At 34.6% G+C, this 11,452-nt stretch carries 12 protein-coding genes; 3 read left to right on the forward strand and 9 right to left on the reverse strand.

The genetic code is table 11. The annotated features are described in order from the left end of the window. Positions 1-6: 6 nt before the first annotated feature. From AC1DTM_RS00715 to AC1DTM_RS00730, 4 genes are all read right to left on the reverse strand, one after another. Complete coding sequence (locus AC1DTM_RS00715) at positions 7-621, reverse strand: DedA family protein (RefSeq protein ID WP_016106471.1); 615 nt, start codon at positions 619-621, stop codon at positions 7-9. Then, the gene (locus AC1DTM_RS00720) at positions 621-1,199 is read right to left on the reverse strand and encodes a class I SAM-dependent methyltransferase (RefSeq protein ID WP_002067767.1); all 579 of its coding nucleotides are present in this window, start codon (positions 1,197-1,199) and stop codon (positions 621-623) included. Before AC1DTM_RS00720 ends, AC1DTM_RS00715 begins: the two co-directional genes overlap by 1 nt. A gap of 144 nt (positions 1,200-1,343) precedes the next feature. After that, positions 1,344-3,293: an ABC transporter permease gene (locus AC1DTM_RS00725; protein ID WP_002112507.1), complete on the reverse strand. Its 1,950-nt coding sequence runs from the start codon at positions 3,291-3,293 to the stop codon at positions 1,344-1,346. Next, positions 3,280-4,050, reverse strand: coding sequence for an ABC transporter ATP-binding protein (locus AC1DTM_RS00730; RefSeq protein WP_088099612.1), 771 nt, complete (start codon positions 4,048-4,050; stop codon positions 3,280-3,282). Before AC1DTM_RS00730 ends, AC1DTM_RS00725 begins: the two co-directional genes overlap by 14 nt. A 306-nt stretch (positions 4,051-4,356) precedes the next feature. On the opposite strand from AC1DTM_RS00730, the gene AC1DTM_RS00735 reads away from it, so the two are divergent. Then, positions 4,357-5,229: an AraC family transcriptional regulator gene (locus tag AC1DTM_RS00735; RefSeq protein ID WP_088099613.1), complete on the forward strand. Its 873-nt coding sequence runs from the start codon at positions 4,357-4,359 to the stop codon at positions 5,227-5,229. Between the two features lie 112 nt (positions 5,230-5,341). Here AC1DTM_RS00735 and AC1DTM_RS00740 read toward each other — a convergent pair whose 3' ends face one another. The 5 genes from AC1DTM_RS00740 to AC1DTM_RS00760 form a co-directional block, all read right to left on the reverse strand. Further along, positions 5,342-6,916, reverse strand: a complete 1,575-nt coding sequence (locus AC1DTM_RS00740; protein ID WP_088099614.1) for a permease — start codon at positions 6,914-6,916, stop codon at positions 5,342-5,344. After that, positions 6,906-7,622 carry an ABC transporter ATP-binding protein gene (locus AC1DTM_RS00745; RefSeq protein WP_002015838.1) on the reverse strand — a complete coding sequence of 239 codons (717 nt, stop codon included), beginning with the start codon at positions 7,620-7,622 and terminating at the stop codon, positions 6,906-6,908. Before AC1DTM_RS00745 ends, AC1DTM_RS00740 begins: the two co-directional genes overlap by 11 nt. 161 nt (positions 7,623-7,783) lie before the next feature. Beyond that, positions 7,784-8,422, reverse strand: coding sequence for an SdpI family protein (locus AC1DTM_RS00750; protein ID WP_088099615.1), 639 nt, complete (start codon positions 8,420-8,422; stop codon positions 7,784-7,786). Positions 8,423-8,446: 24 nt separating this feature from the next. Then, on the reverse strand, positions 8,447-9,085 hold the full coding sequence (locus AC1DTM_RS00755) for an SdpI family protein (protein ID WP_088099616.1): 639 nt from the start codon (positions 9,083-9,085) through the stop codon (positions 8,447-8,449). Then, positions 9,082-9,354, reverse strand: coding sequence for an autorepressor SdpR family transcription factor (locus AC1DTM_RS00760; protein ID WP_002089211.1), 273 nt, complete (start codon positions 9,352-9,354; stop codon positions 9,082-9,084). The genes AC1DTM_RS00755 and AC1DTM_RS00760 overlap by 4 nt, the downstream gene beginning before the upstream one ends. Before the next feature lie 373 nt (positions 9,355-9,727). Here AC1DTM_RS00760 and AC1DTM_RS00765 point away from each other — a divergent pair, with 373 nt between their 5' ends. Together AC1DTM_RS00765 and AC1DTM_RS00770 are read left to right on the forward strand one after the other, a co-directional pair. Continuing rightward, a complete protein-coding gene (locus AC1DTM_RS00765; protein WP_002034497.1) occupies positions 9,728-10,423 on the forward strand; it encodes a response regulator transcription factor in 696 nt (231 codons plus the stop codon). A 2-nt stretch (positions 10,424-10,425) separates the two neighbouring features. Next, positions 10,426-11,448, forward strand: coding sequence for a sensor histidine kinase (locus AC1DTM_RS00770; protein WP_002034498.1), 1,023 nt, complete (start codon positions 10,426-10,428; stop codon positions 11,446-11,448). Positions 11,449-11,452 lie beyond the last annotated feature (4 nt).

Raw genomic sequence — 11,452 nt, forward strand, 5'->3', positions numbered from 1 at the left:
ACCAAACTATGAATGTTGCTTTATTTCACTCACTACTGCATTCTTCTTATGCATATACACATAAGAAATACTAGAAACTATAATAACGATGCCACCCAAATATATACCATACTCGGTCACAAGGGTTACTATCATTTCTATATGCTTACCAAATATAGAGCCTAGTACAAAGTAAACTAACGTCCAAACAAATCCTGTTACATATGAATAAATCGCATACGTTTTAAATGACATGTTATTCATTCCTACTAAATACGGTACGATATGTCTCACAACGGGGATAAAATAACTTATTACTAATGCATAATGACCATATTTCCCTACTATCTCTTGTGATTTTAAAAGGTACTTCGCCTTCTTCTTTTTCATCAATTTTTCAAGCACTCTTATGCCAAATATTTTCCCTAGTATGTAACCTAAAGAAAGCCCAGATACAACGCCTAAATATGTTAATAAAAACGCAGGAATGACACTTAATACGCCTAATGAAGATACAAATCCACCACTCATTACAATCATTTCATCTGGAATCGGCATACCGATAATACCAAGCCATAAACAAAAAAATAGTGCCCAATAACCATACTGCTCAATGTATGATATTAATTCATGTAGCTCCATTATGCATATGCTCCCCTTAGCTCTTTTTTACAGCTAAAGACGTAGGCTGGCGGGAAATTAAACCAAACTTTTTCTAGTGTAATTTCAGGGAAGAAATGCTGTATAAATCCTTTTTTTACAAGTGAATATTGAAATGTAATGAATTCACCACTCTCATGTATCGCTTCCATTGCGTTGTTTAAAATGCGTTTTGAAACCTCTTCTGGTAAAGATGTGAAAGGCAATCCTGATAAGACGTAATCAATGCATTCTATATTGAGCTCTTCCATATACGTCTTTATATTTTCAGCTGAACCATGTACAACAATGACATTCTGCTCATCTTTAAATTTTCTCTTTAGCTCTTTGAAAAACACTTCATTAATTTCGATAAGAAGAAACATTGTCTCCTTCTTCTTTCGCTTCATAATTTCTTTCGTAAAGACTCCTGTACCAGGACCTAATTCCACAATGCACTTCGCTCTATTAAAATCAATTACATCTACCATTTTCTTTGCTAATATTTTTGAACTTGGCGCAATCGCACCAGTATGTTTCGGGTGTTTAATAAATTCATGTAAGAATGTTATGAGTTGCATGTAAATCTCTCCCCATTCGTTCAATAGTTTTTAACTTGTGTTTAAGTATAACTATCGTTTCTTAATAAAAATTGAGGAGATTTCTTAAGATTTTATGAAGAAATCAAAAAACAGCTACCGCTTATAGCGATAGCTGCCCCTTTATTACTTCGCGCTCACAATCTTATAATAAGAACGAACTGTTAAGAAGTAATATCCGATATAAATGACACCGTATACTCCGATACTAATTAGGAGCGGAATCATAATTTCAAACGGTAGTATGTTCCCTAAACCTTTTAATGCAAACAAGCTGTGTAGAATTCCGATTACTAACGGAATCGCAAAGATAAAGCTTACTTGTTTTGCGATAGCTTTTTTCATTTCCTGTTTCGTTACCCCGACTTTACGAAGTACAACATAACGCTCACGATCAGCATTTGCTTCTGTTAATTGTTTAAAGTAAATGATAGAACCTGTTGCTAGTAAGAATACAAGTCCTAAGAACATTCCGATGAACATCATTAGTCCAGTTCCTTCAAGCCCCATTTGGAAACCAGTGTAGAAATCTCTAAATGATGGTACCATTTCTGATTCACCAGCTGGCATCACTTTTGTTAATTTTTCTGTTAATACTTTACTGTTTCTTTCATCTTTTACATCAATATTTTTTACAACACGTGTTCCAAATGCTTGCTTCGCTTGTTCATATGTTTCATCTGAAACGACAACAACTAGTTCACCTAAGTTCGTAATTGCATGATCATTTGCGCCTTGAATCGCTAATTTCTTCGTTTCATTTCCAATTTGGAATACCGCTTTATTTCCTTTATATTGAGGGCTAAACTCATGCCCTTCAATATAAGAACTATCATATATAAATGCTTCACCAGCAGCTACATTCACTGTTTCTGCATCGATTTTTTTAGCAAGTTTATTAAATTCAGATTGAGACATAAATTGATATTTCTCTGAGATACTGTAGTTCATATTAAGGATGAAATCAACTTTATCTCCTTCAAACTTTCCTTTTACAGGAACCATCTCAACTTCAAATTGATCTTTTACAGGATGATTCTCTTTCTCTTCAGCAAAAATCGCATTTACTTTCTTATCTAGTTCTGCATCTTTTTTCTCATAAGAATAGCTGTATGGCGCGAATGCTTTTGATTGTGTAAATGTGTTGTAATACATCGTAACTGACGTACCAACTGCTGTTAATGTTACCGCACTTAAAATAGAAATTGTTGCAAGTGACTTTGCATTCCCTTTAATACGATATAGTAGCTGTGACGTCGTTACCATATTCATACCGTTATAAAACGATGATTTATTATTTCTTGCACGTTTTAATACGAATACTGTAAAGAACATAAATAGTAAGTACGTACCTACTACTGTCGCAAGTAAAATATAAAGTGCAACTGCCATAAAGTCTGCATACTTAACTGCCTTCATGAACATTAATGCTAAGAAATAACCTGAACCGATTAAGAAAATCGAAATTAACGCCATAATTACAGATCCTTTTGGCATTGCTTCTCCTTCGCGTTCTGCGCGGAAAAGTTCAATTAGCTTGAATCGGTAAATTAAACGATATCCTTGAAGTGATGTATACAATATAATCACAAAGAAAATAATTGCTGTATCAACAATTGCAGCCATCGGTACTTCAAAATGAACATTTAAATTTAACCCCATCATACTTACTAGTAGTTCAAGGAATAGTTTTGAAAGGACGCTACCAATCGCAATCCCAATAATTAAAGACATTAATCCCATTAACATATTTTCATAAAAGAGCATTTTACCGATCTGTCTTTTTCGAATACCTAGTAACGAATATAGCCCAACTTCTTTTTTACGCTTCCGTGTAAAGAAACCGTTCGAATATATAATGAACACCGCTACGAAGATGATTAGCATGACACTTGAAACTTGAAACGCACCGCTAATTTTTTTAGAACCTTCCGCAGCTTTTTCCATTTGCGAATTATATTGTAGTGCTTTAAATGTAAAGTAAATTACAATACTAAAAATCATAGATGCAAAATATACAAAGTAGTCTTTAAAGTTCCGCTGTATGTTGCGGAGGGCAATGCTAGATAAGGTCATCAGCCATACCTCCAGAAATGGAAGACATTACGTCAACGACTTTTTGGAAGAATTGTTTACGTGTTAATTCACCGCGATGCAATTCTTTATATAACTCACCATCTTTAATGAAAATAACTCGTTTACAGTAACTTGCCGCAAAAGCATCGTGCGTTACCATTAAAATTGTTGAGTTATCATATTCATTTAACGACTTCATACTTTCTAATAAATCTGTCGCTGATTTAGAATCGAGTGCTCCCGTCGGCTCGTCCCCGAAAATCATACTCGGATTTGTAACGATTGCACGTGATGCCGCGCAGCGCTGCTTCTGTCCACCAGATACTTGATATGGGAACTGACTTAAAATATGATCAATACCGAATTTCTTTGAGATTTCAAGAACGCGGCGATCAATCTCATTCGCTTTCACCTTCGATAACGCAAGAGGTAACGCAATGTTTTCTTTTACCGTTAACGTATCTAATAAGTTATAATCTTGGAAGATGAAACCTAAATGATCACGGCGGAACAACGCCAGCTTATCATCATTCATCTTCACGATATCTTTTCCCTCAATTAAAATCTCACCGTCCGTCGTATTATCAATTGTAGAAAGAACATTTAAAAGAGTCGTCTTACCAGAACCAGAAGGTCCCATAATTCCAACGAACTCACCTTCTTTTACTTGTAAGTTAATACCTTTTAAAGCTGCAAATTTATTCCCACCTGTGTCATACACTTTTTCAATATTTTTTGCTTCTAACACTGTTTTCATCTCGACATCCCTCATTTCTTCTATTCTCTATTTTCAACTATATACACTCTCTACTCTTGCCACTATCGATGTTTCTTACACAAACATGACAGTTATGTAAGGCACATAAGTAAAGACATAAAAATTTAACCTACTGAATGAAAGTACTTTGTTACTATAGCATTGGGATATCATACCATCCATTCATTCTCCTTACAGGAACATTACAATTTTGTAAGGTTAAAAATGCACCCTACAAAGCTGTGCACGAAATGTCGGATGGAGCTATTTTGTTCCTGATATTCTATTTATAGAGGAGGTCATATAATGGATTCACTTAAAAATATGAATGCGGCAATGCAGTATATTGAAGACAACCTTACACACGAAATTGATTTTAAAGAAGTCGCAAAAATAGCTCTCTGCTCCGAATATCATTTCAAAAGAATGTTTTCTTTTTTAGCTGGCATATCACTATCAGAATATATTCGCTGTAGACGTCTTACGCTTGCTGCCTTTGAACTAAAAGATAGCAATGCAAAAGTCATTGATGTCGCTATAAAATATGGATACAACTCACCAGATTCTTTTACACGTGCATTTCAAAATTTGCACGGAATAACGCCTTCAGAAGCTCGAAGTACAATTCGTTCTTTGAAAGCTTATTCACCAATGACCTTCCAACTATCTATTCAAGGAGGAAATAAAATGAACTATCGAATTGAAGAAAAAGACTCATTTCAAATTATAGGTATTACAAAACGAGTACCAATCGTTTTTAACGGTGTAAACGAAGAAATTGCTTCTATGTGGAAAAGTTTAGACAGCCAATCAATCGAAACATTAAAGTCCCTTTCAAATATTGAACCTGCAGGAATTATTAGTGCTTCTACGAATTTTTCTGAAGGGAGAATGGAGGAAAAAGGAGAACTCGATCACTATATTGGAGTAACTACGACAAAAGATTGTCCGAAGCAATTCAAACAACTTGAAGTCGCTGCTTCAACATGGGCTATATTTGAAGCTGTCGGTCCATTTCCTGATGCATTGCAAAATGTATGGGGGCGTATTTATTCTGAATGGTTCCCTTCCTCAAACTATGAACTAGCAGAAGGACCGGAAATACTGTGGAATGAAAGTAAAGACGTATCCTCGCCGAATTTCAGAAGCGAGATATGGATACCTGTTTTGAAGAAATAATATCTAAGTCCAAATTTCCCTAAAATAAAAAAGCTACTCTTCCTTTGAAAGGAGCAGTAGCTTTTTATTTTAACTTCTTCTTTATAAACAAAATACGAATATGACATTAACTTTATTTTATACTTCTTCTCGATTCGTTCTTATACAAGAAAATAGTAATAATCGTAAGCACTATAATAACTACAAAAGTAAATACTCTGTAGTTCGAGATTGTAGCAGTACCGATTAATAAGGCTGGTATAACAGCCATAATTAAGCCACCAAACATACCGACAAACGATCCTACACTTTGTTTTACTACTTGAGTTTCTGATACCCAATCATAATAACCAAATCGATTATTAATAAAAATTCCCCATACTGCCGAAAAGAATGAATATGTTATCGGTGTTATGACGATTAAAAAAGAACTCCAAACATCTAGTTTTAACCCTATTATCAGTAATACGGCACTAATAAGTGATGCAGGTATACTTAATGAAAGATTCATAAGAATTTTACTGTCATAAATTATCTTTGGCGCTATAGGCAATGACTTAATAATCCATACATTTTTTCCTTCTAAAGACAATGACACACATGTTGTACACGTCATCGAAATCGCTGCTGCAATAGCAAATGGAGCAACCTTTTGCAACAGGGGCTCAATTCCAGGATACGCTATTAATTGACTTGGTCCTACTACAACTATAGCTAGCGCGAAAGCTAGCGCCATCACAACTCCCATTCCACTATTTATGACATACACTGTAGAAGAAAAGAAACGTTTCAGTTCTTTTTTATACAACGCGACCAATACACTTTCTTTTCTCATACTATTAATCTCATAATTTGAAAGCATATGATAAGTGGTAATCTCTGTGTTTATTTGCTTATATTTTAACGAAAGTATTTTTACAAAAAGATAATACCAAATAACCGATATCCCAACGAATAGGATGAAAGCTACAAGATCAGCATGAACAATTGCTTTTTGAAACATGTTAGCTAATGGATACACTTTAGTTAGTTGCTCTGAAACAATTGCACCAATCCCATTCATATCATTAAGGCTATATTGAGCATTTCCGTTTTTTAGCATAAAGAAGCCGAATGTAATCATTACTATAAAACTTAAAATCGTAGTTATTTTATTCGTATTTTTAAATTTAGAAGCGATTGCCGTAATCATAGCTCCAAAGATCGCTGCGATTGTTGTTGGAATTAAAGATGCTATAAACATACTGATGAACCACATAAAGTAAAAAGAAACTGATGGATTCTCATGTATGCCATAAACAACTCCCATTGGTAGCATGATTATGATTGAAAAGATCGTATTCAGCAAATATAAATACAAAAACCTACTTGTAATAACAGTACTTACACGAATCGGTAATGACATTAAAAGATCGTAGTCCTTAAAAGCAAAAATTTCTCCATTTGCCTTAAATATAGTGAAAAACAACGTCAATACACTGCTAATAACTAGTGCATAAACTGGGATAATTTCACTTATTCCTAATTTCACCACCCCATATGCTGAGGCTCCGCAATATAGCATTAACATGACACCAACTAAGGCAATAGATGCTGTCAGCAAAATTTTATTCTGCTTCTTTTTCTTATCTTTTTCATATTTAAAAGTATTTAAACCAAGCTGCGTTATCAACCGGATTTTCAAAAGACCTAGACTATTAGTATTCATTAGCAAGCTCCTTCATAAAGAGCTCTTCCAATGATCCTTCCTTTATTAAAGAATTCACTTCCCCTGAAAGTGCTAATTTCCCTCTATTAATCATCGCTATTTTATTACATAACTTCTCCGCCACATCTAAAACATGTGTAGAAAAGAAAATCGCACTTCCCTTTTCACAAAGCTCCTTCATAATACCTTTCAATACTACGGCTGCCTTTGGATCAAGACCAACGAAAGGTTCATCTAAAACTAATAATTTCGGTTTATGCAAAACCGCTGATATAATCGCCACTTTTTGTTTCATACCATGTGAATAAGAAGATATTAAGTCTCCCAGGTAAGGTGTAATCTCAAAAGCATCTCCATACTTTTGTATCTCCTTTTCCCGATCTTTTGCAGACACCTTAAAAACATCCGCAACAAAGTTCAAATATTGAATTCCTGTTAATTGCTCATATAAATCGGGATTATCAGGAATGTACGCCATTACTTTCTTACATGCAATCGGATCCTTTTTTACTGAATGTCCATCAACAAAAATTTCACCCTCTTCAAAATCTATAACTCCTACTAACGACTTAATTGTTGTACTTTTCCCCGCACCGTTATGGCCAATAAATCCAAAGATATCTCCTGCTTGAACAGTAATATTTAAATGATCTACTGCTTTTTTTCCACCTTTGTATGTCTTGCTAAAATTTATAATTTCTAACATGTGATTTCCCCCAAACCATCCTTTTTAACTGAATTTTCAGACCTAAAAGCAAAAAATTTACTCAGCGATCTTTTTCATTATCCCCACTGAGTATTTAAATCTCTTAACACATAGAAACTATAAATATAAAATTTGACTCGTACAGTTCAATCGATTATTGCTCACAATTGCATTTCTTTTTTATAAATAACATATGACTTTATCGTTGATATGAAGATGCATACTAATATTATTCCAATTGCCATAAAAATATTGAATGGATCTGGAAGTAACGCACCAGCATATATACAGAGTGCCCCTATTACAAATACCTTCGAAGCAAATCGATGTGTTTTTCTCCAAACCACAGGATTTTCTAATGTCCAGTCCATTCGAATGCCTACTAAACCGTTCGGCTTCGTTTGTTGCATGTAATTACCGAGTACAAGAAACAGTGTTCCAAGTCCGAAATTAAATGCAATTGAAGCTGAAGCAATATAATTAGACGCTGCTAATAACGCAAATATGTTACAGCCGAATCCTATAAAAAGAATGGCATAGTTAATTGCAGTGAGGACTTTAGCTTGCTGTTTATACTTGCCTTTCGTTATATCAACATACCCAATAGCTAGCCACATCATATAAAGAACCAACATACTACCTATCGAAAAAGAACTTGCCTCCACTTTAGAAAAATATCCATCTACTATTCCTGCAGCATTATAATGACGTGGAATTTGTTCCGGTAAATATGGCCATACAATATACCACCCAATTGCAATTGCACTAATTAAACTCCATGGTAATACGTGTCTTTTCATCCTCTCTCCCCCATAAATTTTTTATTAAACCCCTATCTCTTTCTTATAAACAACATAAGAATAAACCATTGTACCAACAACCAATACAACAACAACACTTAACAAGCAAATCATTTTCCACATTCCTGGAAGGAACGAGAAAAATATAATTACAATACCGCCAATCATCATAATCTTTGACCCCAGCCTATGCGTTTTTCTCCACACTTCTTCACTACTTAGCGTCCACGGTGTTTTAATACCTATGAAGAAATTTGGTTTACATTGCTGCATATAATTGCCGAGTACAACGAAAAGGATACCGACCATTATGTTCACAACAATTCCAATTGGAATGTTATACCCTAAAGCATTTGCTAGTGTCATCATATTAATAGTAAATAAGAAAAATAAAATTGCTCCATTTATCATTCCAAGTGCTTTAGGAAATCTTTTGTAGTTGTCGTACTTCGGATCTATCTTAGGCAATACAGTAACTAGTGCATATATAAAAACCATAATTGCTACATCAAAAATCAGCATTCCCATTTTTGACATATGTCCATCTACTTCACCATCAATATTCCAATGACTTGGAACTTCTCCCGGTAAATAAGGCCACGCGATGCACCATGCAATAATCGTTAAAGCAATTAATAATAATGGAAATAGATGCTTCCTCATTTCCCCTCTTCCCCCTTATTCGTAAACGTAAACACCCAAGTCAATAAATCTTGAAATACAGTTGTGTTTAAAGAGTACATAACGAATTGCCCTCTTTTTTCATCTTGGATAAGTTCAGCATTTTTAAGCGCATTTAGGTGATGAGAAATACTTGGCTTTGTCATATTGAACTGTTCAGCAATTTCGCCAGCTGTTAAATCGCCTTCTTTTAATAAATCTAAAATTTTTCGCCTTGTTGGGTCTGCTAATGCTTTGAATGCTTGATTCAATGTCTTTCTTCCCTTCACTAATTAGACATTTAGATATTTATCTAAATATTAAATTAAAAACCAGTAATTGTCAATTGTATCCATAGCCTTTTTACTTTTTCCACTTTTGACCTATAAATACGCCACAGCTATGCTATATATAACAAACAGGAAACCCTATTCATTTGATTTCTTTGTTTTTACTTCGTACGGGGCAAAAAAGGCTCTGACCGCTTCTATGCATGGCTGGATCCTCTCTCTCTCCTAAAAAGATAGGTTTTATGTTATTTTTAAAATCTTTATATTTATATAGCTCTCATTTCAACATAATGAAAAGACGAGAAACACATGGTACACTATAGCTACAATTGTTTTTTTTAGGAGGAATATACATATGTATAAAATTTTAATCGTTGAAGACGATCCAAATATTTCATCATTACTACAATCTCACATTCAAAAATATGGCTATGATGCTGTTGTTGCGGAGAACTTCGATGATATTATGGAATCGTTTAACGCCGTGAAACCACATCTTGTTTTACTTGATGTAAACTTACCGAAATTCGATGGTTTCTACTGGTGCCGTCAAATCCGTCATGAATCTACTTGTCCAATTATTTTCATTTCAGCTCGTGCTGGTGAAATGGAACAAATTATGGCGATTGAAAGTGGCGCGGATGATTACATTACGAAACCGTTCCACTATGACGTTGTAATGGCAAAAATTAAAGGTCAATTACGCCGTATTTATGGTGATTATGCACCAAATATTTCTGAACGTATCGTTGAAGTAGAAGGTTTAAAACTATTCCCTGAACGTCCAGAAATTCATTTCGGATCTGAGCAAGTTCTTTTAACAAAGAAAGAAGCTATTTTAGCAGAAATGCTATTATCTAAATTCCCTCGTACAGCAAGCCGTGAAGATTTATTAGCTGCCCTTTGGGATGATGAGAGCTTCGTTGAAGAAAATACATTAAACGTAAACATTACGCGTCTTCGTAAAAAGTTTAATGAGCTTGGTATTGAGAACTCTATTGAAACAGTACGTGGACTCGGATATCGTTTTAACACAACTTGGAGTGAATAAGCATGAAGCTATTTTTACGTGATCATTTTGCATTTTTTCTACTATATGTATTAAACTTCGGAATCATTTTCGTTCTCTATGATGCAGTAGATGGATTTCAAAATAATAAGTTTTACTTCATCGTTTTAAGCTTATATTTATTCATCTGTTTCCTCGCTTATCGTTACGTTCGTAATCGTAGAATGTACCACAGATTAAGTGAACCACCAGAGAAAATGGAAGATGCGTTTATTGAAAGAGCGACTGCTCCTATGCCCCACGGTGTAAACGAGCTCGTTCGTACGCAATATCGTCTATTCCAAAAAGACCTACAAACATTTGAAGTAAAACAGCAAGAACACCAATTATTTATTAACCACTGGGTACATCAAATGAAAACGCCCGTTTCTGTTATGCAACTTATGGTGCTTGAAATGGAAGATGAACATTTAATCCCGCAATTTAAAAAAGAATTAGAGCGACTAAATCAAGGACTCGATATGGCTTTATACATGGCAAGGTTAAACAACTTCCATGAAGACTTCCATGTTGAGACCGTTTCATTAAAAGATGCTGTAACAAAAAATATTAACGGATTAAAAGAACTATTCATTCGAAACGGGGTCTTCCCTGTTTTAGAAGTTCATTCAGATTTAAAAGTTGCTTCTGATGCGAAATGGCTAAAGTTCATCATTTATCAGTTAATGACAAATGCTGTTCGTTATTCTGGTGAACGCGGAAAGAAAGTTTTCTTATCAGCTTATCGAAATGGAAAAGATATCATTTTGGAAGTTCGTGATGAGGGCGTTGGTATTCCGCAAGAAGATGTTCGAAGAGTATTTGAACCATTTTACACTGGGAAAAATGGTCGTACATTCGGAGAATCTACTGGTATGGGACTTTATATCGTAAGTAAAATTTGTGATTATTTAGGTCATTCTGTAAAACTAGACTCTGAAGTTGGTAAAGGAACGACGATTAAAATCATCTTCCACAACGCTGCAAACAATCAAGCAGAAAATACGGAGAAGGTGACCAAAGCATGATCGG

Source organism: Bacillus sp. P4_D3 (genome assembly GCF_056401855.1).

What these genes read in the sequence shown, in the direction of transcription:
- AC1DTM_RS00715 (WP_016106471.1), bottom strand. Translation starts at nt 621, where the DNA reads ATGGAGCTACATGAATTAATATCATACATTGAGCAGTATGGTTATTGG.
- AC1DTM_RS00720 (WP_002067767.1), bottom strand. Translation starts at nt 1,199, where the DNA reads ATGCAACTCATAACATTCTTACATGAATTTATTAAACACCCGAAACAT.
- AC1DTM_RS00725 (WP_002112507.1), bottom strand. Translation starts at nt 3,293, where the DNA reads ATGACCTTATCTAGCATTGCCCTCCGCAACATACAGCGGAACTTTAAA.
- AC1DTM_RS00730 (WP_088099612.1), bottom strand. Translation starts at nt 4,050, where the DNA reads ATGAAAACAGTGTTAGAAGCAAAAAATATTGAAAAAGTGTATGACACA.
- AC1DTM_RS00735 (WP_088099613.1), top strand. Translation starts at nt 4,357, where the DNA reads ATGGATTCACTTAAAAATATGAATGCGGCAATGCAGTATATTGAAGAC.
- AC1DTM_RS00740 (WP_088099614.1), bottom strand. Translation starts at nt 6,916, where the DNA reads ATGAATACTAATAGTCTAGGTCTTTTGAAAATCCGGTTGATAACGCAG.
- AC1DTM_RS00745 (WP_002015838.1), bottom strand. Translation starts at nt 7,622, where the DNA reads ATGTTAGAAATTATAAATTTTAGCAAGACATACAAAGGTGGAAAAAAA.
- AC1DTM_RS00750 (WP_088099615.1), bottom strand. Translation starts at nt 8,422, where the DNA reads ATGAAAAGACACGTATTACCATGGAGTTTAATTAGTGCAATTGCAATT.
- AC1DTM_RS00755 (WP_088099616.1), bottom strand. Translation starts at nt 9,085, where the DNA reads ATGAGGAAGCATCTATTTCCATTATTATTAATTGCTTTAACGATTATT.
- AC1DTM_RS00765 (WP_002034497.1), top strand. Translation starts at nt 9,728, where the DNA reads ATGTATAAAATTTTAATCGTTGAAGACGATCCAAATATTTCATCATTA.
- AC1DTM_RS00770 (WP_002034498.1), top strand. Translation starts at nt 10,426, where the DNA reads ATGAAGCTATTTTTACGTGATCATTTTGCATTTTTTCTACTATATGTA.